The organism is Massilia hydrophila (genome assembly GCF_020208145.1).
Classification (GTDB): Bacteria; Pseudomonadota; Gammaproteobacteria; order Burkholderiales; family Burkholderiaceae_D; genus Telluria; species Telluria hydrophila.
The window spans coordinates 123,131-149,441 of the sequence record NZ_JAHYBX010000003.1 but is presented as its reverse complement, the minus strand read 5'-3'; the positions used below and the strand labels follow the sequence as shown (position 1 = coordinate 149,441).

The window sequence follows — 26,311 nt, the reverse complement described above, 5'->3', positions numbered from 1 at the left end:
AAGAATAGCATGGCCGCGCTGTCATTTACACCACATACATATCCGTTTGTAGAAGACATGTACTCCCCGCGCGGAGCCGCGCTGCGCAGGCCTAGTGCAGGGCCGGATAGTCGGTATAGCCTTCCGGGCCGGCGCCGTAGAACAGTTCCGGCTTCGGCGCATTCAGCGGCGCGCCCTGTTTCAGTCGCTTGGGCAGGTCGGGGTTGGCGATGAACCAGACGCCGAAGGCCACGGCGTCCGCCTCGCCCGAGGCGATCAGCTGCTCCGCGCTTTCCCTGGTCAGCTTTTCGTTGGCGATGTAGACGCCGCCGAACTCCTGCTTCAGGTAGGCGCGCAGGCTGTCGTCGCCGATCGCTTCGCGCGCACAGATGAAGGCGATGCCGCGCTTGCCCAGTTCGCGCGCCACGTAGCCGAAGGTCTCGCGCGGGTTCGAGTCGCCCATGTCGTGCGAGTCGCCGCGCGGCGCCAGGTGCATGCCGACGCGGTCGGCGCCCCACACGGCGATGCAGGCGTCCGTCACTTCCAGCATCAGGCGCGCGCGGTTCTCGACCGGGCCGCCATACTGGTCGCTGCGCTGGTTGCTGCGGTCCTGCAGGAACTGGTCGAGCAGGTAGCCGTTGGCGCCGTGGATCTCGACGCCGTCGAAGCCCGCCTTCTTCGCGTTCTCGGCGCCCTTGCGGTAGGCGGCGACGATGGCGGGGATTTCATCGGTTTCCAGTGCGCGCGGGGTGGCGTAGTCGCGCATCGGGCGCAGCAGGCTGACGTGGCCCTTTGGCTGGATGGCCGACGGCGCCACCGGCGCCCGGCCGTCCAGGAAGTGCGGGTCCGAGATGCGGCCCACGTGCCACAGCTGCAGCACGATGCGTCCACCCGCCTTGTGCACGGCCTCGGTGACGATCTTCCAGCCTTCCACCTGTTCGTCCGACCAGATGCCCGGGGTATCGGCATAGCCGACGCCCATCGGGGTCACGGCCGTGGCTTCCGACAGGATCAGGCCACTGGATGCGCGCTGCACGTAGTATTCGGCCATCAGCGCATTCGGCACGCGGTTCGGGCCGACGGCGCGGGCGCGGGTCAGCGGCGCCATGATGATGCGGTTCGGCAGCTCGAGGGCGCCTACCTTGATCGGGTCAAACATCGTCGTCATATGGGGTACTCCTAAAGTCCGTCGTTCAGTTGGTCGAGGAAGGCCTGGATGGTTTCCTCGTTACGCTGGAAGAAGATGAACTGGCCGACGCGCCGCGTGCTCACCAGCCCCGCCTTGTGCAGGGTCGCCAGGTGGGCCGAGACCGTCGATTGCGACAGTCCGGCGCGCTGGTCGATCAGCTTGCAGCACACGCCCATGTCGAGCGGGTGTTCCTGGTCGGCGAAGTGGCGCTGCGGCTCCTTCAGCCAGTGCAGGATCTGGCGCCGCACCGGGTTGGCCAGGGCCTTGTGGATCGCGTCGATGTCCATCCGCTCTTCCTTCACGTACTGTGTTTATCGGGTTCTTTCGATCCGAATATCGCCATCTTACGATATATACGGAAATCCTGCTGGCGCCGCGCAGGAACGCGACGCCCTGCCTTATTCGCGCCCGAACGACGGGTTCGGGCGGGTCAGGTAGTACCACTCGGCGTTGGCTACCGCCTTCACGTCCGGGAACAGGATGCGGCCGCTGAACTCGGCCACCACCTTGCTGCCGTCGGCGCGCACGCCGATCTCCTCGCCTTCGGCCACCGGGTCGAAGCTGGCCCAGGCGCGCGAGAAGCGGTCGTCAAGGTGCAGCTTGTCGTGCACCACGACCATCGACAGCGCCTCCATCTCATCGAAGGGCACCGGCGCCGGGTCGGGGGCATCGATCAGCTTCAAGTGGGCCAGGGTGTTCATGATGGCGCGGTAGGCCGTTTCCGGGGCGGCCGGGTCGAGGTGCTGGCCGCATTCCAGCGTGAGCGCGTAGCCGCCGGTGCTGCGCATGTATTCGGTGGTGCCGACGCCGTAGCGCAGCACGGTTTCCAGTTCGTCGACGCTGCGGCTGCGGCGCTTGACGCCGTCGCCGTAGGCGATCATCCAGCCGTCCACGAAGCGCTTCACGCCGAGGCGGCGCGCCCACGCGCGTTCCTGCCGCGCATGCCTGAAGGGCTGGAGCGCGCCGTCGTTGTCCAGTGGCCCGACCATGACAAAAGGCTCGCCGCCCACCGCGTTGAAGGAGTGCAGGTCGAGCAGGACGTCATGCCGGGCCAGCAGCGGGCACAGCCAATTGGCGATGTGGTCCTCGAAGTCCTGCGGGTCGTCCTTGGGAAACAGGTTGCGGTTCAGGTTGCGGTCGCCGTTGCGGGTGTTCTGTTCATACGCCTTGGGGTTCACCACGGGGACGAAGGTCACGCTGCCGGCCGCGATGTGCAGGCGGCCAGCGTCGATGTCTTCCATCACGCGGCGGATCGCGATCGTGCCGCAGACTTCGTTGCCATGGGTTGCGCCCATGATGATGACGCGCGGGCCCGGCTGCAGGCCGGTGTAGTTGACGGACTTGAACTGGTACTGGCTGGGGGAAGTCATGGCGGTGCTGATCCGGGTAGAAGAATGGGTGGCGGTATTTTATCGGACAATGCACGCCCGAGGCTGGCGCCGGAAAGGGCGGCGTGGCATGATCCGCCATTTCACGGTTCCTCTCGCATGACGGCTTCCTCCACCCGCATCCATGGCCTCGACACGCTGCGCGCGCTCGCCGTCACGCTGGTCGTGCTGCACCACTACGTGCTGTTCGTCAGCGACGCGCCGACCTTCGGCTGGGTCGGCGAGATCGGCTGGGTCGGGGTGGACCTGTTCTTCGCCCTGTCGGGCTACCTGATCGGCCGGCAGATCTTCGCGGGCTTGAGCCGCCCCGGCGGCTTCTCGCTGCGGCGCTTCTATGCCCGGCGCCTGCTGCGCACGCTGCCGAACTACTGGGTGGTGCTGGCCCTGTACTTCCTGTGGCCGGCCTTCCGCGGTACGGCGCCGCTGCTGCCGCTATGGGAATACGCGGCCTTCGTCCAGAACTTCGCGCTGGAGCCGGGCAGCGCCTTCTCGCACAGCTGGTCGCTGGCGATCGAGGAGCAGTTCTACCTGCTGCTGCCGGCGCTGGCCCTGCTCGGCACGATGCTGGGCGCTTTGCTGGGCCGCTCGCTGCGCCTGGCCTGGGGCGCGATCGCGCTCGCCTTCCTGGCCGGGATGCTGGTGCGCGCCTCGCTGTGGCGGGAGATGGCGGCGCAAGACCATCAGCTTTACTTCTATTTCAAGTACATTTATTACTCCAGCTTATGCAGGTTCGACGAACTGCTGGCCGGCGTGGCGCTGGCCCTGCTGCGCACCCACCATGCGGGCGCCTGGGCGCGGCTGACCCGGCATGGCAACCTGATGGGTGCACTCGGCCTGCTGGCCTGCGCGCTGGCGTTTTACTTCTATCTCGACGACCGCTACGGCTTCGGCATCACCGTGTTCGGCTTCCCGCTGATGGGGCTGGGTTTCGCGCTGCTGATCGTCAGCGCCGTGGCGCCGGGTTCGCTGCTGCGCGACCTGCGCGTGCCCGGGGCCGGGCCGCTCGCGCTGTGGTCGTATGCGATCTACCTGCTGCACAAGCCGCTGTGCGTGCTGGCGGCGGGGTGGATGCGGGAGCTGGGCTTCGGCGCCGAACACCCGCTGACGATCGCCACGCTGCTGGCGCTGTCGGTGCTGGGCGGCTGGCTGCTGTACCGGCTGGTGGAGACGCCCTTCATGCTGCTGCGCGAGCGCTACGTTCCGGGCAACGCGGCGCCCGCGCTCAGCCCCGCGCCTCGATGACCCCGAACGCGGCCGGCGCGTCCGCCAGGTAGGCCAGGATGGCGTTCGCCTGCACCTGCGGCTCGTAGGCGGAGGTGTCCGCGATCGCCCGGCGCAGTCCCGGCACGGTTTCGGCCGTGTGCGGGCTGCGGTAGGCCGCCACCAGGAGTTGCGCCAGGTCGACCGGCGCGCCCTGGCCGCGGCGCAGGCGCGCCTCGATGATTCCCAGCAGGGTGCGCTGCATGCGCGGGGTCGGGTTCAGGATTTCGCCGAACAGGGAAGGGGTGTTGGCGATGGCCTCGCAGATGCGCTGCTCGATCGCCTCGGGCTTCATGTCCGAGGGGATGTCGAAATAGGCCTTGTTCCAGCGCGTGCGCGCGTAGGCATGGCCGGGAGGGAAGGCGTCGGCGGTCTCGAAGCCGAGCGCGCGGCTGGCACGCGCCAGCAGTTCAAGCGCCGTATCGATCAGGGGCATAAGAAACGGGATGCACGAATGTCATCCCGCCAGTCTATCAGCTACGGAGGCTCAGGCTGCAAAGCGCCCCGCGCGGAAGTCCTCGAAGGCCTGGTACAGCTCGTCGGTACTGTTCATCACGAACGGCCCGTGCTGGGCGATCGGCTCGTTCAGCGGGCGCCCCGCCAGCAGGATCAGGCGGGTCTCCTGCAGCGCCTTGATGCGCACGCCGTCGGCCCCTGCCGCGTTGTCCAGCAGCGCCATGCGCGCCTGCCCCACGCCCTTGCCCTCGACCACCGCCTCGCCACGGTACACGTAGAAGAAGGCATTGTGGCCCTGCGGGATCGGCTGCTCGAAGCTGGCGCCGGCCGGGATCGTCAGGTCGAGGTAGAGCGGCTCGGTACGGGGGCGCTGCACCGCGCCGGCCACGCCGTGGGTCTCGCCGGCGATCACCTGCACCGTCACGCCCTGCGCGTCGGTAAAGCGCGGCAGCTCCGCCGAGGGGATGTCGCGGTACCAGGGCGCCATCATCTTGTCCTGCGCCGGCAGGTTGAGCCACAGCTGGAAGCCTTCCATCAGGCCTTCGCTCTGTTCCGGCATCTCGGAGTGGATCACGCCGCGCCCGGCCGTCATCCACTGCACGCCGCCGTCGCTCACCAGGCCTTCGTTGCCGGCACTGTCGCGGTGGCGCATGCGGCCGTGGATCATGTAGGTGACGGTCTCGAAGCCGCGGTGCGGGTGCTCCGGAAAGCCGGCGATGTAGTCGCCCGCCTTGTCGCTGCCAAAGGCATCGAGCATCAGGAAGGGATCGAGGCGGCGCTGCAGGGTGCCGGTCAGCACCCGGTTGATCTTGACGCCGGCGCCGTCCATCACGAACTGGCCCTGGACCAGGCGTTCGACGCCGCGCGACCTGGTGATGGAAACTTGCTTGCTCATGCTGCTCTCCTGGTTGTGTGCTTGTCCGTGCTGCTGCCGGTGTTCGGGTGTTCGCGCTGCCGCGCCGCCCGCAGGCGCAATGTTACGCCAGCGCCGCTTCGACGGCGTCGTTGGCTGCCTGCTGGCCCTTGGCCGCCGCTTCCGGTCCCATGTTCAGGCCGGACGAATAGATGAAGCTGTGGTCGGTCAGGCCAAGGAAGTTCAGCAGCATGCGGATGTGCGGCACCTGCGGGTCCGCTTCCACCGGGTAGACGCCGCCGCGGGCGGTGGCCACGAATACCTTCTTGTCCTTCAGCAGGCCTTCCGGACCGTTCTCCGTATAGCGGAAGGTCACGCCGGAGCGGGCGATGGCGTCGAACCAGTTCTTCAGCTGCACCGGCATGCCGAAGTTGTACATCGGCGCGCCGATCACGATCACGTCGGCCGCCTGCGCTTCGGCGATCAGCGCGTCGTCCAGGGCCACCCGCGCCGCCTGCTCCGGGCTGCGCTGCGCGGCCGGGGTGAACAGGGCGCCGACCGCGGCCGCGTCCAGTTCCGGATGCGGCTGGGCGCCGAGGTCGCGCCGCACGACTTGCGCGCCGGGCTGGCTGGCCAGCAGACGGTCGACGATGCGCTGGGTGACGCGGCTCGATTCGGAATCGGCGCCGCGGACGCTGGAGGTGATGTGCAGGATGTTCATGGTGGCTGTCCTTCGCTGTGGGTTCTCGATGGACCTACTTTAATGGTTCCAAAACCCGCGCGGAAGACAGTAGAATGGATAACATTATCCTACTGGTGGAACAATCATGGATGTCGAACCGAACGACCTGCTGCTCTTCGCCCGCATCGTCGAGGCAGGCAGTTTCAGCCGCGCGGCGCTGCGCGTGCAGCAGCCGAAATCGACCGTCTCGCGCCGCATCGCCCTGCTCGAGCAGAAGCTGGGCGAGCGCCTCCTGCAGCGCACCACGCGCAAGCTGGTGGTGACCGAATTCGGCGCGATCCTGCTGGAGCACGCGCGCAAGGTGGCGGAGGAAGTGGAGGCGGCCGGCGCCCTGGCCCAGCACCGCCAGGGCGAGCCGAGCGGCAAGCTGCGCATCTCGGCACCGGGGGACTTCGCCAACAGCGGCCTGCAGGAGGTGATCGCACGCTTCATCGCGCGCTATCCGGCGGTGTCGCTGGAACTGGACCTGTCGCCGCGCCGGGTCGACCTGATCGCCGAAAACTTCGACATCGCGATCCGCATGGGCGAGCTGCCCGACGACGCCTCGCTGAACGCGCGGCCGATCATGCTCGAGCAGTTCGGCCTGTACGCGGCGCCGGCCTACCTGGGGCGCTGCGGCCTGCCCGAGCATCCGGACGACCTGCTGCGGCACGACCTGCTGTGCCTCCTGAGCCGCCATGGCGGGGCCGTGCCCTGGGTGCTCCAGCGCGGCAAGCTGCGCTGGGAGCGCGCATTGCCGGCGCGCCTGAACGCCAATTCGCCCGAGCTGCTGGCGCGCATCGCGGCGCACGGCGCCGGCATCGCGGCCAGTTCGCTGACCTTCGCCGGGCCCTATGTGCAGACGGGAGAACTGGTGCGGGTGCTGCCGGAATGGGACTTGCCCAGCTCGAGCGGCTGGGCGGTATTCCCGGGACGGCGCCTGATGCCGGCCAAGACCCGGGCCTTCCTGGACATGATGGACGAGGCCTGCGTGGCGCGCGGCCACCGGCCCGCCCTCGCCGAAGCGCTCAGCGCGGACGGTTCCCCATCGTCTCGCCCAGGCGCACCGGACGCTCGGGCGCCCAGTCGGCGTTGAAGGCGATCGTCCCTTTACGGAACAGCATGACGACGGTGGAGCCGAGCAGGAAGCGGCCCATCTCCTCGCCCTTTTTCAGGTGCACCTGCTGGTCGTCGTAGCGCCATTCGCAGATGCGCGCCATGCGCGGCGGGTTGACCACGCCATGCCAGGCGGTGGCCATGCTGCCGACGATGGTGGCGCCCACCAGGGTCATCACGAAGGGGCCGTGTTCCGGGGAGTCGAACACGCACACCACGCGCTCGTTGCGCGCAAACAGGCCGGGCACGCCGCGCGCCGTGGTCGGGTTCACCGAGAACAGCGCGCCGGGCACATAGATCATGCGGGTCAGGCGTGCGTCACACGGCATGTGGATGCGGTGGTAGTCCTTCGGGCTCAGGTAGAGGTTGGCGAAGTGGCCGTGCTGGAAGTGGGCTGCCAGCGTCGCGTCGCCGCCCACCAGCTCGGCACTGGTGAACTTGTGGCCCTTGGCCTGGAAGATGTGATGGTCGTCGATGTCGCCGAACTGGCTGATCGCGCCGTCCACCGGGCACACGAAATCGCTCTGGGCCAGCGGGCGCACGCCCTCGCGCAGCGGGCGGGTGAAGAATTCGTTGAAACTGGTGTAGCTGGCGATGTCCGGATTGGCCGCTTCGTCCATGTTGACGCCGTACTTGGCCACGAACCAGCGGATCAGGCGCGTGGTCATGGCGCCGCCCTTGGCGCCAGCCACGCGGCCGGCGAAGTTGGTCAGCGCCGTCTTCGGCATCACATATTGGGGCAGGACTTTAATCCGGGACACTTGACAGGCCTCTCGCTGTGGAATCGATAACGCATTATAGCGACGAACATGTAAAGCAGACATGTTTATCGCCCCCCGGGCCGGGCGGACCGGCTGTCGGTACAGGGCGTATGCGGCGCGGATAGCTGCCACATGCATATTCGATTCTTGCAGACAGTCCACATTGCTTCTGAGACAATCGGCATCCTTTTTTGCACTCTCACTTTTGAAGTAGCCATGTCTCCAGTTCTCAGCCCGTTCCGTCTGACCGCGCTTGCCGCCGCCATCAGCCTTTCCCTGTCCAGCCATGGCGTGTCCGCGCAGGAGGAGCAGGCGCCGGTCCGCGCCGATCCGCCCAAGGCGGAGCAGGGCAAGAAGATCCAGCAGGTGGAAGTGAAGGGCGCGGCCGACAGCTACGATCCGCGCCGTGACGACACCGCGACCAAGGTGGTCATCAACAGCGAGGAACTCACCAAGTACGGCGACACCAGCGTGCTCGATGTGCTCAAGCGCGTGCCCGGCATCACGGTCAACAGCTCGAACGGCCGCGGCGGCGAGATCCGCATGCGCGGCCTGGGCGCCGGCTATACCCAGATCCTGGTGAACGGCGAACGCGCCCCGGCCGGCTTTTCGATGGAGTCGCTGGCGCCGGACTCGATCGAGCGCATCGAAGTGCTGCGCGCGGCCAGCGCCGAGTTCTCGACCCAGTCGGTGGCCGGCACCATCAACGTGATCCTGAAACGTTCGGTGAAGAACCGGATGCGCGAACTGAAGCTGGCGATGCAGGGCTCGAGCAACGGCTGGGGGCCGAACGCCAACCTGCAGCTGTCCGACCGCGACGGCGGCTTCTCGTACTCGGTCTCGGCGAATGCCGCCCAGGACCGCTTCGAGTTCGAGTCCAGCGGCGTGGAACGGGGCACGGCGCCGGACGGCAGCGTGAACATGCTGCGCACCATGGTCCTGCCGCAAAAGGGCAAGTTCAGCTTCCTGAACCTGAGCCCGCGCCTGAACTGGACCCTGGGCCAGGACAACACCCTGACCTCGCAGACCTTCATCAACCTGAACCGCTTCAACAACCGCTTCTTCCAGCCGACCACCACCCTGATCGGCCCGCCGCCGCTGTACCCGAACCTGCTGACCGAGCCGGACAACGAAGGCAACTACCTGCGTTCCGACCTGATGTGGGCGCGCAAGTTCGAGGATGGCGCCAAGCTCGACCTGAAACTGGGCGTCTCGTTCGGTACCAGCGATTCGCGGTCGCACCGCGCCGCCTGGGCCGCGAACAATGCGCCCATCCTCGATACCGACATCGACATCGAGGGCAAGGAACGCGGCCTGAACTCGACCGGCAAGTACGCGCGCACGCTGCAGAAGGGCCACACCCTGGCCTTCGGCTGGGACGGCGGCGTGGACACCCGCGACGACCTGCGCACCGAACGCGACGCGCTGCGCGGCGCGGCCCCGCAGCCGGCCGACGAACGCTCGGAAGCACGCGTGAAGCGCCTGGCCATGTTCGCCCAGGACGAGTGGAACATCACGCCGCAATGGTCGATGTACCTGGGCGCGCGCTGGGAAGGCATCCGCACCCATGCCGAGGGCAATACCTTCGGCGTGGCCGACAACCGCTCCAGCGTGTGGAGCCCGATCATGCAGACCCTGTACAAGTTCCCGGCCGCGAAAGGCAAGGGCGGCGACCAGCTGCGCCTGGCGCTGACCCGCACCTACAAGGCCCCCGGCCTGCAGTCGCTCAGCCCGCGCCGCGTCACCAACGAGAACAACAGCTCGACCGAGCCGGACTTCCAGGGCAACCCGAACCTGAAGCCGGAACTGGCCTTCGGCATCGACGCCGCCTACGAGCACTACTGGGCCGAAGGGGCCCTGGTGTCGGTCAGCGTGTCCTCGCGCCGCATCAGCGATTTCACCCGCACCCTGGTGTTCTTCGAGAACGGACGCTGGATCGCGATGCCGACCAACCAGGACAGCGCCGTCACGCGCTCGCTGGAAATCGAGACCCGCTTCCCGCTCAAGGCCATCATGGAGAACGCCCCGGCGGTCGACCTGCGCGCCAGCATCAACCGCAACTGGTCGCGCGTCGAATCGGTGCCGGGCCCGGACAACCGCCTGGACCAGCAGACGCCGCTCACCATCAACCTCAGCGCGGACTACAAGGTGGGCCAGCTGACCACGGGAGGCAGCTTCGTGTTCCGCCAGGGCGGCGAGACGCGCGTCTCGGTCAACCAGCGCGCCTACGCCTGGGCGCGCCGCGACCTCGACCTGTACGCGCTGTGGAAGTTCGATCCCAAGCGCCAGCTGCGTTTTGCCATCAGCAACGCACTGCGCCAGGACTTCCTGGCCGAGAACACTTACGAGGATGCGCGCTTCGGCACCCAGACCCGCAGCTTCGTGTTCCCGCAGGGGGTGCGCTACCGCGCGACCTATGAGCTGAAGTTCTGAGTTACCAGGATCCGGTGTCGGGGCTGGAGAAACGGCGCTGGATCTATCCGGAAGGGGTGAAGCTGCGTACGACGCTCGAGATGAAGTTCTAGGTCCTTGCGGCTGGCGTCGCTCCTATAGCCGTACTGCGTCCAGCGGAACGATGCCCAGGCGATGCCGCTGCTGCTTGAATCGGTCCGACCAGATTCCCTTCAGCTCGGCACGGGCCTGCGACTCGGCAGTCATCAGCTGCTTCAGGAATTTTTCGTAGCTGGTGTCGGGAACAAGCCTGCGCGCCGGTATCCGGGTTGGATTCCCCAGACGCTGCTGCGCGTCGAGCACATCGACAGACGGTAGCCCCCTGGATGACTGCAAGACCTGGCTGAAATGGGTGCCGTCCAGCATGGCGATGCCGGGATAGACCCCATTCCTGACCAGGACCAGATTGAGCGTGGCCTCGCCGTCCACCGCCCAGACATAGACGATGGGCAATCGCGATCGTTCGCCCAGAATCGATACCGGCACCAGCTTGGCACGCGGGTGTTGGCTTTTCCATTCAGCAATCAGGGCAGCCTCTTCGTCCGGACCGACGCCTGGCGGAAATCCGCGCCCGAACAAAAAATATTCCTGATTGATACCTGGCCGATAGGCACTGGGCCCCTGGAACAGCAATTCGCTGAAGGGGACGGCTTCTTGCGCAGAAACGGTACTGCAGAACATCGCCAACAAGACACCGATCGCGGATTTGAACATGGCGGGCCAATCCAGGAGGTAAGGAAAGGACTGTCCGCCGCCGGTCGACAGCGGACAATGGGAATGGCGCAGTGTACGGGCTTGTTGCCCTTGGAACAAGCAGCAGCGCTTTTCTCACGCCTGTACGCTGCGGGCCTCGTCCTGGCTGTCGCGCGTCCGGTGCTGCCGGAAATAGCGCCAGGCCACCAGCACCGCCAGCGCCTGCATGCCCGCGCACAGCAGGAAATGGGTCCCGAGCCGCCAGTCGCCCGCCGGCAGGTGGCTCACCCTGGCCAGGATCGCCGTACCGATGACCGGGCTGACAATCACCCCCAGGCTGTTGATCGATTGCAGCGAGCCCATCAGCTCGCCCTGGGCGCTGGCCGGCGTGCTGCGCGACACGATCGCCTGCAGCGCCGGACCGGCGGCGAAGGCCAGCACATTGGCCAGGATCAGGGCGTACATCATCCAGCCCTGGCTTGCCAGCCCGTAGCCGACATAGGTGAGGGCGCCGGACGCGATGCCGAGCAGGGCCAGGCGGCGCTCGCCGAAGCGCCGGATCAAGAGCGCCAGCAGCCCGGCCTGGACCACGGCCGAGACCAGCCCGATGCAGAACATGGCAAGACCGTTGTCGCGCGGGGTCCAGCCGAAGCGGAAGGTGGTGTACAGCACCCAGGTCGACTGCAGCATCATCTGGCACAGGCTGACCAGGCTGATGGCCAGCACCAGGCCGCGGATGTCCTGGCGCCGCGCCAGGCGCAGCAGGGCGCCGAGCGGGTTCAGGCGCGCCCACGCGAAGGGCGGGCGCTGGCCAGGCGCGAGCGATTCCGGCACCATGAAGTAGCCATAGATGAGGTTGGCGGCGCCCAGCGCCGCGGCGACATAGAAGGGCAGGCGCAGGTCGCTGTCGCCCAGCAGGCCGCCCAGCGCCGGACCGCAGATGAAGCCGAGGCCGAAGGCGGCGCCGATCTTGCCGAAGCTCTTGGCGCGGTTGTCGGCGGTCGAGATGTCCGAGGCGTAGGCCGAGGCCACCGACATGCTGGCCGAGGACATGCCGCCGATGACGCGCCCCACGAACAGCCAGAACAGGCTCGGCGCCCAGGCCGTGACCAGGAAGTTGATGCACATGCCGGCCATCGAATACAGCAGCACCGGGCGGCGCCCGACCCGGTCGCTGAGCGCGCCCAGCGCGGGCATGAACAGGAACTGCAGCACGCCGAAGGTCGAGGCCAGCACCCCGAACCACAGGGCCTGGTCGTCGCGTCCGGGCACGAACTGGCCGACCAGCAGCGGCATCACCGGAATGATCAGGCCGATGCCGAGCATGTCGATGAAGATGCAGACCAGGACGAAGTTCAGCTTGCCGCTGCCGGAATCGACGGGTGCGGACCGGGGAGGGGTCGAACTTGCCATGGCGTGCCTCGAAAGATGACGAAGGTCGATCTTAACATCGTGCAAGCGCCCCGTTCCGGCGCGCTGCCACGCACGGGCGCCGGCAAGCGCTAGCGCGACACGGGAACGCCACTCTCGGCGGCGAATTCCGCGCGGAAGGCAAGCAGGCGCGCCAGCCGTTCGCCGGCCAGCGCGCGGCCGCCGTCGGTCTGCATCATGCCCGGCAGTTTCGCCAGCTTGACCATGATGTGGTCCAGGGCGTAGCGCTGGTCGTCGAAATCGCGCGCCTGGCCCAGGGGGTCATCCGGGTGGGCCAGGCTGCTGCCCATCATCCCGGCGATGTAGAACATGCGCGCCAGGCCGATCGCGCCCAGGCCGTCGAGGCGGTCGGCGTCCTGCACGATCTTCGCTTCCAGCGACGCGGCCGTGATCCCGGCCGAGAAGCTGTGCGCCGCGATCGCGTGGGCGACCGCGTCCAGTCTTTCGGGAGGAAAACCCATCCAGGCCAGCTGGTGGCGCGCCAGCCTGGCCGAGCGGGTCGAGGCCTGGGCGCGGTCCGGGTCGTTCTTCGGCAGGTTCACCAGGTCGTGCAGGTAGCAGGCCGCCATCACCACCAGGGCGTCGGCCTCGGGATGCCGCGCCAGCAGGAGCTGGGCGTTGCGCCAGACCCGTTCCAGGTGGGCGCCATCGTGGGCACCGTCATGGGCGCCGTCGCCACCGGCGGCGCCTGCCGCCAGGGCCGCCAGGCGCGGGCGCCAGCCGGCAAGATCAGTCGTCGCTTCGTTCATGCATCGTTTCCATCGGGATTGCCTGTTGCGCGGCGCGCTGCGACAGGGCATCGGCGCGGCCGTTCCTGTGGCGCGGAATCCAGCGCAGCGTCGCCCCCGGCAGCCGGGCAAGCAGGGCGCGCGCCCGTGCGCGCCAGGCCCGCAGCGAAGGCGCGCTGGCGCAGTCCGGGGCCTCGACGTCGTCGATCACCACCTGGCTGTCGCCATGGATGGCGGGGGCGCAGGCGCCATGCTCGACAGCGGCTTCGAGCAGCGCGACCAGGGCCGCGTACTCCGCTTCGCTGCTGTTGCCGTAGCCGGCGGCGCGCGACAGCTCGACCTGCAGGCCGTCCGGCCCTTCGAGCACGGCGCCCAGCGTGCAGCGTCCCGGGTTCGGATGGGCGGAGCCGTCGAACCAGGCGCGCCACGCGCTCCCGGACGGTGCGGCGCCACCCGCGCGCCGCGCCTGGGCGGCGCTGGCGAGGGCGCGGCGCACGTCCGCGGCCTGCGCGTCGCGCTGGCGCCGCGCGGCCCGTTCGGCCAGCAGGTGCGCGAGCCCGGCCGCGCCGGCGCGCAGCAGGAGGGTGGCGCGCAGCGCCTCGGATTCGGGGATGCCCTGGCGTTCGGCCAGCTTGCGGCTCGCCGCGCGCTCCCCCTTGGAGGCGGCAAGCACCAGTTCGTCGTACTCGATCATGGCGGCAGCATAACCGCTTTTTTCCGTGTTGACAGGCGTGGTGGCTTTTGCAACACTCATCCGGCAATCTTTCTTGATGCTAACAGGAGAAACCATGCCGTCGATCCGCACCGCCGTCCGCCTCTCCGTGCTGGCCCTGTGCCTGCATGCCGCCCACGCCCAGGCACAAGCTCCCGCTCCCGCCGCCAAGGCCCAGAAAGCCGCGCCGGCGTCCAAGGCACCGCGCGCCCACAAGCAGTACACCATCGAACAGTTCATGGCGACCACCTCGGTGACCGGCGCCTCGTTCAGCAAGGACGAGCAGCGGATCCTGTTCAGCAGCAACGAGTCCGGCATCTTCAATGTCTACGCGATGCCGGTCACGGGCGGCGCCCCGACCCCCATGACCCGTTCGACCACCGACAGCACCTATGCGATCGGCTACTTCTACAACGACGACCGCATCCTGTTCACGCGCGACAGCGGCGGCAACGAACGCAACCATCTCTACGTGCGCGAGCTCGACGGCAGCGAGCGCGACCTGACCCCGGGTGACAAGCACCGCGCCATGTTCGCCGGCTGGCGCCCGGACGGCAGCGGCTTCTACGTGGCGACCAACGAGCGCGACCCGAAGTTCTTCGACCTCTACTTCTACGACGCCAGCGACTACAAGCGCAGCGTGGTGTACCGGAACGACAGCGGCATGAACGTGTCTGCCATCAGCCGCGACAGCAAGTGGCTGGCCTTCGACAAGCCCAACACCACCGCCGACAGCGACGTCTACCTGTACAACGTCGCCACCCGTGAGATGAAGCACATCACGCCGCACAAGGGCACGGCCAGCTATGCGGCCGCGACCTTCGACCCGGAATCGAAGCGCCTGCTGTTCACCACCAACGACGGCGGCGAATTCGCGCGCATCGCCAGCTACGACCTGGCCAGCGGCCAGGTGGCGCAGGTCGAGAAGGCCGATTGGGACCTGCTGGGAACGAGTTATTCGCGCAACGGCCAGCATCGCGTCAGCGTGGTCAACCGCGACGGCAGCATCGACGTGCGGGTGGTCGATGCGGCCGGCAGGCCGGTGGCGATGCCGAAGCTGCCCGGCGGCGAGATCCGCCAGACCACCTTCTCGCCGAGCGGCAGGCTGGTGGCTTTCTACCTGAACGGCGACCGTTCGCCGAACAACCTGTACGTGCACGACTTTCGCGCCAACAAGACCACCCAGCTCACCCGCAGCCTGAACAAGGAAATCGACCCGGCCGACCTGGTCGAGGCCGAGGTGGTGCGCTTCCGTTCCTTCGACGGCATGGTGATCCCGTCGATCTACTACAAGCCGAAAGGCGCCTCGGCCACCAGCAAGGTGCCGGCCATCGTCTACGTGCACGGCGGGCCGGGCGGGCAGACCACGCGCGGCTACAACGCCCAGATCCAGTACCTGGTGAACCACGGTTACGCGGTGCTCGGCATTAACAACCGTGGCAGCTCGGGCTATGGCAAGACCTTCTTTACCGCCGACGACCGCAAGCATGGGCGCGAGCCCCTGTGGGACTGCGTCGAGGCCAAGACCTGGCTCGCCAGCCTGGGCTACGTCGATCCGGAGCGCATCGCTATCATGGGCGGCAGCTACGGTGGCTACATGACGCTGGCGGCCATGGCATTCCGGCCGGAAGCCTTCAAGGTCGGCATCGACATCTTCGGGGTCAGCAACTGGGTGCGCACGCTGGAGAGCATCCCGCCCTACTGGGAAGCGCAGCGCAAGGCGCTGTACGACGAGATCGGCGACCCGGTGAAGGACAAGGAGTTCCTGGTGGCGACCTCGCCGCTGTTCCACGCATCGAACATCCGCAAGCCGCTGATGGTGATCCAGGGGGCGAACGACCCGCGCGTGATCAAGCCCGAAAGCGATGAGATCGTCGAAAGCGTGCGCAAGAACGGCGTGGAGGTCGAGTACGTCGTGTTCCCGGACGAGGGGCACGGCTTCTCGAAGAAGAAGAACCAGATCGAGGCGAGCGCGCGGATCCTGGCCTTCCTTGACAAGCACCTCAAGAAGTGAGGCAGTGAGGACGTGATGAACTGATGACGTGACGGGGGCGGCGCGCGCCATGGCGTGCGCCGGAAGCGAAGAAAGGCAGCCGTGGCTGCCTTTCGCCGTTTCCGGACCGCTGCAATCAGCGGCGGTAGGGATTGTCCGGCCGGCTGTCGTAGCGGTTCGGCACGCGGTCGCCGTCACGGTCGCGGTCGCGGTCGTTGCGGATGCCGTCGTTGTCGAGGTCGCGGTCGTAGCGGTTCGGAATGCCGTCGCGGTCGGTGTCGCGATAGCCGCCACGGCCACGGTCGTCACGCCGGCCGTCGCGGTAGTAGCCGTCACGGTAGCCGTAGCCGCCGCCGGCGTACACCGGCGCATAGCCGCGCTGTTCATAGCGGTCGGGAATGCCGTTGCGGTCGCGGTCCCAGCGTCCCGGTTCCATGTACCAGCCTCCCTGGCGCTGGTGCCAGCGCGGCGGCGCATACACGTAGCCGGGACGGGCGGCGATCCAGTAGCCGGGCACCCAGGCGTGGCGGCGGCCGCGCCACTCCCAGTAGCCGGGCGCCCAGACATAGCCGGGGCGCGCGGCAGGCACGTATTCATAGATGGGCGCGGGCGGGGCCGAGCCGATGTACAGCTGGATGTCGGTCTGCGCCATCGAGGGCAGGGGCGCGAGGGCGGCGCCAAGGGCGATCAGGGCAGAGAGGGTGAGGGTCGGTTTCATGTCGGGTCTCCAGATCCGGAAGCGGATGACCCACTATATCGCCGGGCGCCGCAGAAAAGGGGGCCCTGAAGCAGATGCTTACAACTGAAACAGATCGGCCTGCGGACTGCGCAGTGGGCGGATACATTTGGCGCCGCCGCAGTCGGTGCGCTGTCGCCCGGGTGCGACAGCGCGGCAGCCGGCCACGGTCGTTTGCATGCTCATCCACGCACCTCGGCCGCCTGTTTTTCAGCCGCCGACAGGCGCTTGGCGGTGACCTTGACGACGGCGATCCGGTCGCCGTTCGCCACCATGGCCGGGTCGGCGCTGTAGCTGCGGGCGCGGGCTTCGGGGATGGCGTCGATCAGGTAGCTGCCGGACACCGCGAGGCCCATCGCGACGACGAAGACGGCTTCCATGTGCTTGATGATGTTCATGGTGTTTCTCCTTGCAGGTGGGTGGTCGATGTGTGCACTGTAGGCGCGTGGCCGGCGCTGCGCGAGCGGCGTGCGACGGGCCGCGAAAATCGCGGCATGACCTGTCGAAAACGGCGCGCGAACCCGCGCCGGGCCGGTGCTGCGCGGCCGGGCTTTCACCCGCCCCCGGCTAGGCCCGGGAGAAGCGGCCGCCTGGCCGCACTACGCCGCCACCCATGCAGCCACTACGCATCCGATGAGTGCCACCTTCGCCTCCCTGATGGCTTACCTTGCCGCCGGCCGCACCGCGCGCCGGCGGGCGCGCAACCTGCGCCTCGGCATCACCGGCACGCCGCGCCTGCGGCTGGCCGCGCCGCCCGCCGCCTGGACCCTGCTGGGCTGCGCCGCGGCGCTGCTTGGCGCGGTGGTGCTGGCGCAGGCCGCGCGCGGCCTGCCGCCCGGGACCACGGCCGGCGGCGCCGACGCCGCGCGGCTGGACCTGCTGCGGCCCCTGCTCGGCGGCGTCACGCTGCGGGTACCGCAGGAAGCGGGCATCACGGTACAGCGCCACGGCCCGGCCGCGCTGGTGGTGGGTTCCGGCATGCGCCTCGCGGCGCCGCTGCGGATCGACCTGTGCGCCCAGCTGCCTTATCCGGAGGCGAAGCGCATCCTGCCGCTGCCGATCGGCCAGCCGTTCGGCACGGCAAAATCGGCAGCGGCCCCGGTCCGCACCGTCCTGCTGGCGGCGCCCGGTTCGGCCATGCCGCGCATGGAATTGTCCGGTGCGGTGGACGGCGCGCTGCGCCTGGCCTGGGACGCGGGCGCGGGCAGCGCCGCCTGGGCGGGCGATGCCGGCCCGGGGGTGAGTCCGCGCGGCTCCCGCGCCACCGGCCTGCTGGGCCGCGCCGGCTGGCTGGTGTGGGAGGGCGGCGCGCTGCGCTTCACGCGCCGCGCCACCAGTGCCTGCCCGCAGGCCGGCGAACTACTGCTGCAGCGGGTGCTGCCCGATCCGCAGGCCGGCGGGCTGGTACAGGCCTTCGGCCCCGGCCTGGCCTTGCCGCTGCTGCAGCTGGCGCCCGGTAGCCATCAGGTACCGGCGGCCGCGCCGCGTGGCCTGGAAGACGCCCGCCTGTTCGCGCAGCTGCAGGAACGCGGCCTGGTGCGGCTCGGAACGGACGGCCTTGCCGAGATCGCGCCGCGCGACCTGGCGGCCTGGCAGGCCGCCGCGCCGTCCAGCCGCGCGCCGCTACCGGGCTGGGAGCATCTGCACCTGGACGAAGGCGGACGCCGCCTGCTCGAGCGTCTCTACTACCGCGCCGACGGCGCCTTCGTGCGTGAGCAGCTGCGTGTGTTCAACAGCGAACGCCGGCTGCTGGCCTGGCGCGTGCGTGCGGGTGGGCAGGACCGCTGGCAGGCCAGTGCCGGGGCCGCGCCGGTGCGCGAGGACGGTGGCCTGCCGGTGGCGGCGATGCGCCTGTTCGCACGCCTGCCGCAAGGCTGGGAGCCTTGGCGCCGGATCGGTGCCTGGGAGGGCGCGGCGGCCAGCGCGCGGCTGAGCCTGGACGATCCCCCCGCGCAGCCGGTCGAGCTGCTGGTGGCCGGACGCCTGCTGGACGTGCGCGGCGCGGTTGCCAGCGCCAGCCCGGCCTGCGACGGGCGCGCCTGCCGCGACCGCGACGCCGTCCAGCTGCTGCGGCTGGCGCCACTGCCGGGGGCGCGCCGCATCGAGCTCGAGCTCGCGCCGCTCGACCTGGCCGCGCTCACCGGCGGCGCCGACGCCGCCTACCGTCACCTGCGCACCGAGAACGGCCGCCTGGCCTGGCAGGCCTTGCCCGACGCGGGGATGGCGCCGCGCGCGGTCCTGGCCGAGGTCCGGCTGCAGGCGCGCGACGGCGCCGCGCTGTGGCAGGCCGGGGCGCCGAGCGCCGCGGCGCAGGCGGCGGGTCTGGCGCCGCTGCTGGGCCTGCGGCCAGATCACAGCGCCAGCGTGGCCGGCATGCTGGGCCGCTTGCCCGGCCGGGCCCACGCCGCCCGCCTCAGCCTGGACCTGGGCCTGCAGGCCGCGGCCCAGGCCGTGCTCGACTGCGTCGGCCTGCGCCAGGGACACTGGGAGCAGGGGCGTTGCCACGACGCCCAGGCCGCGCCGGCCGGGCGCCAGGCCGGGCTGGTACTGCTCGACGCCGCCAGCGGCGAGCTGCTGGCCGCGGCCGGCGCCGGGACCGGCGGCGCCTCGACCGACCCGGCGCGCTGGCCGGAGCTGCGCGATTTCGACCGCGCCGAACCGGCCCGCAGCCCGCTGCGCCTGCCCGCCTTCCAGCACGACGGCGGGGCCGGGCGCGCTCCCGGTTCGACCTTCAAGGTCGTCACCGCCCTCGGGCTGGAGGCGGCCGCGCGCACCGACCGCGCGCTCGATCGCCTGCTGGACGGCCTGCCGCTGGCCGAGCTCGATGCGCGCGCGCGCGCGGCCGGCTACGGCTTCGCCTCCGGCGCGCCCAGCTATCCGTCGGGCGCGGCGGCGCGCATCACGAATTTCCGCGAGCAGGAGGCGAGCGCGCGCGCCGCCGGCGGCCGTCTCGGCCTGGCCCAGGCCCTGACCCATAGCATCAACACCTGGTTCGCCTGGACCGCCGAGCTGGGCGACCGCAGCCTGGGTGGCGGTCCGCAGGGCGGGGTGCCCGGCGTGCGCGAGCTCGAGCCGGGTGCGCTCGACAGCCTGCGCCCGTTGGCGGGCATGGCGCGCCGGCTCGGCTTCGGCAGCCCGCTGCGCCTGGATGGCGGCCTGCTGCCGGCCGACTATCCCTGGTCGTCCTGGGATGCGCTGCAGGCCAGCCCCGCCCAGCTCGATCCGATCCTGACCCGCCACGAAGTGCGCCAGATGGCGATCGGCCTGCGCATGCAGGCCACCCCGCTGCAGATGGCGCTGGTGGCGGCGGCGGTGGGGCAGGGTCGCACCGTGGCGCCGCGCCTGCTGCTGGAACTGGACGGACGCGTGGCGGCCGCTCCTGCGGGCGAGGACCTGGGCGTGCGCCTGGACCGGATCCGGGCCGGGATGAAAGGCGTGGTCGAGCATGGCACCGCGGCGTCCGCCTTCCGCGGCCCCGCCTTCGATCGGGTGCGCGCCGGACTGTTCGGGAAAACCGGCACCGCGCCCACCGGCAAGGACGGCGAGGCGACGGTCTGGTTCATGGGCTGGCTGGAGCCGGGCAGCCTGCCCGGACAGGACCGGCGCCTGGCCTTCGCCGTCTTCGTGAGCGCCTCGCAGCTGACCGGCGGGGGCCATGCGGCGCCGGTGGTGGCCGCGCTGCTGCGCAGCATGCCATCCCATTCCCCCGAACAGAAGGGGAATTGAGGCTCAGCTGGGCGCCTCCGTTATGTGTTTGTATGGCATCATCTGTTGACAATCCGCTGCTTGCGGATGGCCATCGAGGATGAGGAAGGTATGCGTTTGCCGGGAACCCGGTACCAGGAGCAGGGTTGGGAGCAGGTCCGCAAGTTGCTGGGGCAATGCTCGCTGGCCGCGCTCGCCCGCATCGGCCCGGCCCGGCTGCTGGCGCCCGGCGCGGCGTCGCTGGACGACTACGTGGAGGCGATGGCGCCGGCGCTGCAGGCCCATGGCGGCCGCGCCGCGCTGCCCGGCAACAGCTATGGCGACACGGTGCTGGCGCTGGCCCAGGGCCTGCTGGCCGAGCTGGCGGCACGCCCCGCCGACTGGGACGCGCTGTGCGCGGCGGTGGCCGGCGAGGTCGCGCGCATGGGCGCCTTCTGGGACCTGCCCGGCGGCGAAGCCCAGCTGCGCAAGAAGTTCAACGACCTGTACGCGGTGTTGCGCGACAAGGTCGACAGCGACAACTACCAGGCCGCCTGCGGCCGCCCCTGCAGCCCGAACCGGATTTACGCCTACCGCATGCTGGATACGGCCCGGGCCGAGGTGGCGCGCCTGTTCGCGGCCTGGCGCGAGCACCGCGAGCAGGTCGGCGCCATCCTCGGCCGCGCGGTGGACGCGGAGCCGATCGAGGCGCGCATGCTGCGCGGGGCGGGCGACTGCCGGCCCGAATGGATCCTGCGCTGGAGCGCCAGCCTGGAACGCTTCGGCGGCGCGCCCGGGCCCCTGCATACCCGCTCCAAGCGCTTCGCCAGCCTGAAGGACAGCCCGGACAAGATCGGCGCCATGCTGCGCGAGATCGGCGAATACGAAGCGCTGTCGGCCAACGCCGACCGTGACTGGCGCCAGGACGCGCACGATGCCGGCGCCTGGCTGGACGACTACTGGCGCGTGCTGGGCGAATCGCAGGCCCACGCCACGCCGGGCCCGGACCGGATCCTGGAGGCGCGCCAGGACGAACTGGACCTGGCTGCCGGCCTCCTTGAGGAAGACGCCGGCCCCGAAGCGGCCGAGCCGCCCCCCGCGCCGCTCGACGAGGCCCTGGCGCGCCAGCTTTGCCTGTCCCCCCGCTACCTGGAGATGGCGGCCGCGGCGCAGGCGCGCGGCAGCTGGGCGCTGCGGGTGATGGAAGGCGATTCGCTGCCGGTGCGGCTGGCGGTCTACTTGAAGCTGCTCGGGCCTGTCGACGACAGCTATCCGGGCGAATGGCTGGTGCCCGCCACCGGCGAGCTGCCGACGATGGCGCAACTGGCCCTGCTGGACGGGATTTCGCTGCCGACCCTGCGCAAACGGCGCGATGCCGCCATCGCCAGCCTGCGCGCGGCGGCTGGCGTACAGGAGGAGATTCGATGAGCATGACGGAACTGGACCGCAGGCTGCAGGCGCGCCTGCTGGAAACGCGGCGCGCCGAGGGTGACTGGCTGCGCCTGGACGACGCGGTGCTGCTGGCGGCGCTCGATGGCAGCCGGCCGCTGAGCGCGGGCGAGCGCGCCGCCTTGCAGGCCTCGCCGCTGACCGCGCGCCGCTTGCGCAGCCTGGCCCTGGCGCGCCGCGCGCAGGCGGGAGCCTGGCGCGGCAGTACCGGCATGCTGCGCGCCGCCGACAGTGGCGCTGCGCCCGGTGCCCTGGTGACCGACGATGGCGCCTGGCGCCTGCATTTCGTGGACGGCCCGCGCTGGCGCATCGTACTGCAGCTCGACCCGCAGTCGCCGCTGGCGCCGGCGCTGCTGCGCGCAGGGGAAGCGCTGCGGGTCGTGGACGCTGCCGGCGCTGTTTTGCTGCAGGGGACGCTCGACAGCGACGGCGAGTGCGAGGGCGACTGGCCCTGCGCCGACGCGCCGGCGGTTCACCTGCAGCGCTGCGGGGCGCGCTTCAGCGTGGAGCCGGCCGCGGCCGACCAGAGAGACTAGCGATGCTGAAGATGTTCACCAGGCCGTTCCGCCAGCCGCCCCCCGACCTTGCAGGCCTGGGAACGGCGTGGATCGCGCTGCCGCTGCCGGACGGCTGCAGCGTGCCGGCCGGCTGCTTCGCGGTGCTGGCCGGCGCCGATGGCCGCAGCCGGCGCCTGAGCGAAGGCGCACGTGTCGCCATCCTGCCCGGCGAGCGCGCCTGGTGCGTGCATCCGGGCCCCTACGCCTGCGCACTGCTGCCGTTCGCGGCGGCCCCCGAGATCGGGCTGCGGGTGGCGTTCGCGATCGACACGCCCGACCCGCGCACGGCGCAGCAGCGTTTCGACCTGTTCCTGGCCAGCGAAGCCGGTGAGCGGGTCGGCCTGGAGGCCATGGTCACGGCGCTGGAGGCGGCCCTGCAGGACGCCCTGGCCCAGGGCGCGCTGGAGCTGCCGCCGTGTACCGGATTCGACGAGTGGAATGCCTTCCGCGGCGGCTTCAACCAGCTGCTGTACACCCGCTTCGGGGTGATGGTCGACGACTGCGTCCCGGCCGACCTGGGCGCCACCCACAGCCTGGCGGGGCAGTTGTCGGCCCGGCTGGCGCAGCAGCAGGCGCAGGAGCAGGAGCAGGAGCAGGAGCGGCGGCCCGGCCCGCGGGCCGGGGCGGCCGTGCCGGCGCAGGAGGCTTTCGACCCGGCGCGAGAAGACGCGCGCGCGCTGCGCCGCCTGTTCCTGGAGCTGCCGGCGGTGCTGTGCGGCCTGCGCCTGGCCGTGATGCCGGCCGACTGCGCCATTTTCCGCCGCCACCAGGACCTGCTGCGGCGCCTGGACCTCGTCAGCCTGTCGGTCGGCACCATGCCGGCGCTGGAGCTGGCCGCGCCCGGCCAGCCGCTGGACGGTGCCGGCCAGCTGCGCCGCGCGCGCCACAGCCGGCGCGCGGCCGCGTCGCTGGACGAAGCCTGGGCGCTGCTGGCGCGCCTCGAGCTGGGCGAAGCGGCCCTGCTGCCGGTGCTGCTCGGCGAGGCCGAGCGTATCGTCGCCAACCTCGCATCCGACTGCGCCGCGCGCCGCGCGGTGGACGGTGGAGAGGCGCCATGAACGCCCCGGTGGTGGTACACAGCATCGCGCCCGACGGCAGCCTGCTGGCGGTGACGGCCACCGCCCGCGCGCGCGACGGCCGGGCCGAGGTCAAGTGCAACGTGCCGGACGCGCCGCAGCTGGCCCGGCGCGTGCAGGAAGTGGTGCGCCTGGCGCGCCATACCGAAGCACGCTACGACGCGCGCACCCAGGTGGTGCTGGGCCTGGACCGCGCTCCTCCCGCGGGCTGCCGCGACTGGGAGCTGGCCTGCGTGCTGGCCGACCGCATCGTGCGCGGCGCCTGGCAGCCGGCGCGTTCTCCAGCGCCGCTGGTGGCCAACGGCTGGTCGGACGCCTGGCACCTGGGACGCATCGACGGCCACGCGCTGGGGGCGCCGCCGCCCGGTGTGCTGGTGGGCGGTGCGGACGGGCTGCCCCACCTCGGCGCCCTGAACGGGCATCCGGATCCGGCCGCCGCGGTGTCGTCGGCGCGCGCCTGGTTCCCGCTGCACAGCGGCGGCGCCGGCGACGCCCTGGCTTGGGTCGAGGTCAGCGTGCGCCCGGCCGGGACCGCGGGCGTGGAAGACGAGGACAGCGCCATCGCCGCTCCCGGCGTGGACGCGGCGCTGCAGGCGCGGGTACGCGCCGTGCTGGCCGGCGCCCGCCACTTCGACGGTCGCGGCAGCGGCGAATGGCGCACCACGGTGCGTTTCGGCGAGAGCCGCTTCCAGGGCGCGTCCTTCGAACTGGCGCTGGTGATGGCGGACCGGATGGCGCGCGGGCGCGAATTCCTGGCGCGCGGCCGCCTGCTCGCCACCGGCCAGTCGTCGTCCTGGCATGCGGGGCGGGTCGAGACGGTGGAAGGGCTGGCGCCGAAGTGCGCGCTGCTGCTGCGCGAGGCGGCCCCGGGCGACCGCATCCTGCTGCCGCGCGCGTGGGAAGGCGGCCTGGCGCCCGGCTGGCGCGAGGACATCCGGGCGCGCGGGGCCAGCGTGGCCTGCGTCGAGCGGATCGGAATCATTTGAAGCGTCATGCTTTGCTAGAATCGGCAGGGCGGGATATGCAGGCAGGGCTGTGCAGACAGCGGAAACGGAGTCGGAAATGTTGCAGATGTTCGGAAAGGGCGGCGCCAGCTGCCCGCGCTGCGCGCGCAAGCATGGCGGCGAGGCGCGCTATTGCGCTGGCTGCGGCCTGGACCTGGGCCAGGAGCAGGACCAGGAGCAGGGCCGGGGCAGGGTATCCGCAGGCAGCGGGGAGCGCCCGGCGCCGGTGCTGCGCGACAACCGCTGGGTGGCCGGACCGGACGAACTGGCCGTGTTCTTCGGCGTACGCGCGCTGTCCGGCCTGTTCGTGAAGACCCTGCGCGTGCCGGCCACGGCGCGCGCCTACATCCTGCAGGGCGGCAAGGCGACCGAGGTGCCGCAGGGCGAGTACGAGATCGAAGGTTTCTTCACCCGCCTGAACCACCTGTTGCGCGACCAGCATGCCGAGATCCTGGTCACCCGCACCGGCGCGCTGCCGGTCGAATTCCGTTTCGACGATGTCCTGACCTGCGAACAGCTGGCGGTCAGCGTGCGCTGCACGGTCAGCCTGCGCATCGAGAACGTGCCGGCCTTTGCGCGCCACTTCATGACCGAGCCCGGCACCATCGGCGTGCGCGAGCTGCGCGAGCTGCTGGCGCGTCCGCTGCGCCAGCTGGCCGAGGAATTCATCGGCGCACGCTCGATGCGCGAGATGGCCGGGGCCAGCGCCCTGCGCGACGAGTTCGACCAGCGCCTGCAGGGCGGCCTGGCGCTGCTGCTGGCCGAATACGGGCTGGCCGTGGCCAAGGTCGACACCGTCGAGCTGCGCCACGACAAGTACGACGCCAACCGGGCCCGCGTCGGTAGCCTGTGGCTGGCGCTCGACGAGCGCCATGTGCAGGTCGAGCACGCGAAGCACCTGGACGAGCTGTACGATGCCGAGGAATGGCAGCGCCTGCGCCGCGCCGAAGCGGCGGCACGGGTACGCCAGCGCGAACGCGAACTGCGCCAGGACGACGCCATCGCCCGCGCCGAGCTGTCGCTGCAGGGCGCCGACCGCGCCCATGCCGTGCGCGCGCGCCAGATCGAACTGTATGCGCGCATCCTCGACGCCCGCTCGCGCCAGCAGGCGCTGGAACGCGGTGCCGGCGACGCCCTGGCCGAACTCGAGCACGACCTGGCACGCAAGGGCGAGCAGCGCGCCGACGAAGCCCGCGCCTGGCAGCAGCTGCGCGCCCTGGCCCAGGTGCGCATGCGCGGCGAACTCGAGGTGGCACAGCAGGAGTCGCGCCAGGCGCTGGCGATCGCGCGCCAGCGCTTTTCGCAGCAGCTGTTGCAGCAACAGATCCGCAACAAGCTGGAACAGGCGGCGCTGATCGAGGACGGCGCGCGGCGCCAGGCCGTGCTGGAACGGCTGCGCGCGAGCGAGGCCGATGCCGCGCGCCGCGCGCGCGAGATCGACGAGGAAGAACACCTGGCGCGGCGCCAGGCGCTGGCGCTGGCCAATACCGCGCACCGGCGCGAGGCCGAGCGCCTGCAGGAGTGGCAGGACGAGGAGGTGCGCCAGCGGATCGAGTCGCAGCGCGCGCTCGCCCAGCAGGAAAAACTGCAGCGCACCATCGAGCTCGATGCGCGCCAGGCGCGTGCCGGGCAGGAGCTGCAGCTCGAAGGAGAGGAGCGCCGCCATGCGCTCGAATTGCGGCGCATGGAAAGCTTCGGCGCGCTGGACGACAGTGCCAAGCTGGCGCTGGCGGCCGCGCCGAATGCCGCCCTGCTGAACGACTACCTGAAGACGCGTGTGCATGCCGGCATGGACGCGGACCAGCTGGCGGCGCTGCCCGGCGTGTCCCGGGAGGGCAGCCTGGCGCCGGCCGAGGCCCTGGCCGCCGTGCGCGAGGAAGCCGCGCGCAGTGCGGCCGAAGCGCAGCGCATGCTGGAACGCGAGCGCCACCACCAGGTGGCGCTGCTGGCGGTCGCGCAGGGCGGCCATGCGCGCGCCGCCTGCGGCTGCGCCGTGCGCGCGCCGGCGGCGGGCGAGCGCTTCTGCTCCTCCTGCGGCGCGCCGCTGGCGCACTGAAGGGCACGCACCGCCAGC

At 70.4% G+C, this 26,311-nt stretch carries 23 protein-coding genes; 10 read left to right on the top strand and 13 right to left on the bottom strand.

Annotated elements, in window-relative coordinates:
• Window positions 1–91: 91 nt before the first annotated feature.
• From LE190_RS10240 to LE190_RS10230, 3 genes are all read right to left on the bottom strand, one after another.
• Window positions 92–1,147 carry an alkene reductase gene (locus LE190_RS10240; RefSeq protein ID WP_225238601.1) on the bottom strand — a complete coding sequence of 352 codons (1,056 nt, stop codon included), beginning with the start codon at window positions 1,145–1,147 and terminating at the stop codon, window positions 92–94.
• An 11-nt stretch (window positions 1,148–1,158) separates the two neighbouring features.
• Window positions 1,159–1,455 (bottom strand): ArsR/SmtB family transcription factor, encoded by a 297-nt coding sequence (locus LE190_RS10235; protein WP_225238600.1) that lies wholly within the window; start codon window positions 1,453–1,455, stop codon window positions 1,159–1,161.
• A gap of 111 nt (window positions 1,456–1,566) precedes the next feature.
• A complete protein-coding gene (locus LE190_RS10230) occupies window positions 1,567–2,538 on the bottom strand; it encodes a succinylglutamate desuccinylase/aspartoacylase family protein (protein ID WP_225238599.1) in 972 nt (323 codons plus the stop codon).
• A gap of 117 nt (window positions 2,539–2,655) precedes the next feature.
• On the opposite strand from LE190_RS10230, the gene LE190_RS10225 reads away from it, so the two are divergent.
• A complete protein-coding gene (locus LE190_RS10225; protein ID WP_225238598.1) occupies window positions 2,656–3,798 on the top strand; it encodes an acyltransferase family protein in 1,143 nt (380 codons plus the stop codon).
• Here LE190_RS10225 and LE190_RS10220 read toward each other — a convergent pair.
• The 3 genes from LE190_RS10220 to LE190_RS10210 form a co-directional block, all read right to left on the bottom strand.
• Window positions 3,779–4,252, bottom strand: coding sequence for a hypothetical protein (locus LE190_RS10220; protein ID WP_225238597.1), 474 nt, complete (start codon window positions 4,250–4,252; stop codon window positions 3,779–3,781). The two genes, LE190_RS10225 and LE190_RS10220, sit on opposite strands and share 20 nt — an antisense overlap.
• A gap of 51 nt (window positions 4,253–4,303) precedes the next feature.
• A complete protein-coding gene (locus LE190_RS10215) occupies window positions 4,304–5,167 on the bottom strand; it encodes a pirin family protein (RefSeq protein WP_225238596.1) in 864 nt (287 codons plus the stop codon).
• Between the two features lie 82 nt (window positions 5,168–5,249).
• A complete protein-coding gene (locus LE190_RS10210) occupies window positions 5,250–5,846 on the bottom strand; it encodes an FMN-dependent NADH-azoreductase (RefSeq protein WP_225238595.1) in 597 nt (198 codons plus the stop codon).
• A 106-nt stretch (window positions 5,847–5,952) separates the two neighbouring features.
• Between LE190_RS10210 and LE190_RS10205 the strand changes: the two genes are divergently transcribed.
• On the top strand, window positions 5,953–6,942 hold the full coding sequence (locus LE190_RS10205; protein WP_225238594.1) for a LysR family transcriptional regulator: 990 nt from the start codon (window positions 5,953–5,955) through the stop codon (window positions 6,940–6,942).
• Here the strand turns inward: LE190_RS10205 and asd are convergent.
• Window positions 6,875–7,705 (bottom strand): archaetidylserine decarboxylase, encoded by an 831-nt coding sequence (gene asd / locus LE190_RS10200; RefSeq protein WP_501039616.1) that lies wholly within the window; start codon window positions 7,703–7,705, stop codon window positions 6,875–6,877. The genes LE190_RS10205 and asd overlap by 68 nt on opposite strands.
• 234 nt (window positions 7,706–7,939) lie before the next feature.
• On the opposite strand from asd, the gene LE190_RS10195 reads away from it, so the two are divergent.
• Entirely contained in the window at window positions 7,940–10,156 is a 2,217-nt protein-coding gene (locus LE190_RS10195; RefSeq protein WP_225238593.1) for a TonB-dependent receptor plug domain-containing protein, read from the top strand.
• A gap of 114 nt (window positions 10,157–10,270) precedes the next feature.
• Here LE190_RS10195 and LE190_RS10190 read toward each other — a convergent pair whose 3' ends face one another.
• From LE190_RS10190 to LE190_RS10175, 4 genes are all read right to left on the bottom strand, one after another.
• Entirely contained in the window at window positions 10,271–10,888 is a 618-nt protein-coding gene (locus LE190_RS10190; protein WP_225238592.1) for a hypothetical protein, read from the bottom strand.
• A 114-nt stretch (window positions 10,889–11,002) separates the two neighbouring features.
• Entirely contained in the window at window positions 11,003–12,280 is a 1,278-nt protein-coding gene (locus LE190_RS10185; protein ID WP_225238591.1) for a TCR/Tet family MFS transporter, read from the bottom strand.
• A gap of 89 nt (window positions 12,281–12,369) precedes the next feature.
• Complete coding sequence (locus tag LE190_RS10180) at window positions 12,370–13,047, bottom strand: HD domain-containing protein (protein ID WP_225238590.1); 678 nt, start codon at window positions 13,045–13,047, stop codon at window positions 12,370–12,372.
• Window positions 13,028–13,780: a reverse transcriptase-like protein gene (locus LE190_RS10175; protein ID WP_225238589.1), complete on the bottom strand. Its 753-nt coding sequence runs from the start codon at window positions 13,778–13,780 to the stop codon at window positions 13,028–13,030. The genes LE190_RS10180 and LE190_RS10175 overlap by 20 nt, the downstream gene beginning before the upstream one ends.
• A gap of 34 nt (window positions 13,781–13,814) precedes the next feature.
• Here LE190_RS10175 and LE190_RS10170 point away from each other — a divergent pair, with 34 nt between their 5' ends.
• On the top strand, window positions 13,815–15,752 hold the full coding sequence (locus LE190_RS10170; RefSeq protein WP_225238588.1) for a S9 family peptidase: 1,938 nt from the start codon (window positions 13,815–13,817) through the stop codon (window positions 15,750–15,752).
• 115 nt (window positions 15,753–15,867) lie between these two features.
• On the opposite strand, the gene LE190_RS10165 is transcribed toward LE190_RS10170, so the two are convergent.
• Entirely contained in the window at window positions 15,868–16,449 is a 582-nt protein-coding gene (locus tag LE190_RS10165; protein ID WP_225238587.1) for a YXWGXW repeat-containing protein, read from the bottom strand.
• Window positions 16,450–16,649: 200 nt separating this feature from the next.
• Window positions 16,650–16,865, bottom strand: coding sequence for a hypothetical protein (locus tag LE190_RS10160; RefSeq protein ID WP_224944618.1), 216 nt, complete (start codon window positions 16,863–16,865; stop codon window positions 16,650–16,652).
• A 235-nt stretch (window positions 16,866–17,100) separates the two neighbouring features.
• Between LE190_RS10160 and LE190_RS10155 the strand changes: the two genes are divergently transcribed.
• The 6 genes from LE190_RS10155 to LE190_RS10130 all read left to right on the top strand — a co-directional run bounded on the left by LE190_RS10155 (window position 17,101) and on the right by LE190_RS10130 (window position 26,293).
• Window positions 17,101–20,193, top strand: a complete 3,093-nt coding sequence (locus LE190_RS10155; RefSeq protein WP_225238586.1) for a penicillin-binding transpeptidase domain-containing protein — start codon at window positions 17,101–17,103, stop codon at window positions 20,191–20,193.
• A gap of 90 nt (window positions 20,194–20,283) precedes the next feature.
• The gene (locus LE190_RS10150; protein ID WP_225238585.1) at window positions 20,284–21,579 is read left to right on the top strand and encodes a hypothetical protein; all 1,296 of its coding nucleotides are present in this window, start codon (window positions 20,284–20,286) and stop codon (window positions 21,577–21,579) included.
• Window positions 21,576–22,136: a hypothetical protein gene (locus LE190_RS10145; RefSeq protein WP_225238584.1), complete on the top strand. Its 561-nt coding sequence runs from the start codon at window positions 21,576–21,578 to the stop codon at window positions 22,134–22,136. The genes LE190_RS10150 and LE190_RS10145 overlap by 4 nt, the downstream gene beginning before the upstream one ends.
• 2 nt (window positions 22,137–22,138) lie before the next feature.
• Entirely contained in the window at window positions 22,139–23,215 is a 1,077-nt protein-coding gene (locus LE190_RS10140) for a hypothetical protein (RefSeq protein WP_225238583.1), read from the top strand.
• Complete coding sequence (locus LE190_RS10135; protein WP_225238582.1) at window positions 23,212–24,219, top strand: hypothetical protein; 1,008 nt, start codon at window positions 23,212–23,214, stop codon at window positions 24,217–24,219. The genes LE190_RS10140 and LE190_RS10135 overlap by 4 nt, the downstream gene beginning before the upstream one ends.
• Before the next feature lie 76 nt (window positions 24,220–24,295).
• A complete protein-coding gene (locus LE190_RS10130; RefSeq protein ID WP_225238581.1) occupies window positions 24,296–26,293 on the top strand; it encodes a coiled-coil domain-containing protein in 1,998 nt (665 codons plus the stop codon).
• The last annotated feature ends 18 nt before the right edge of the window (window positions 26,294–26,311 follow it).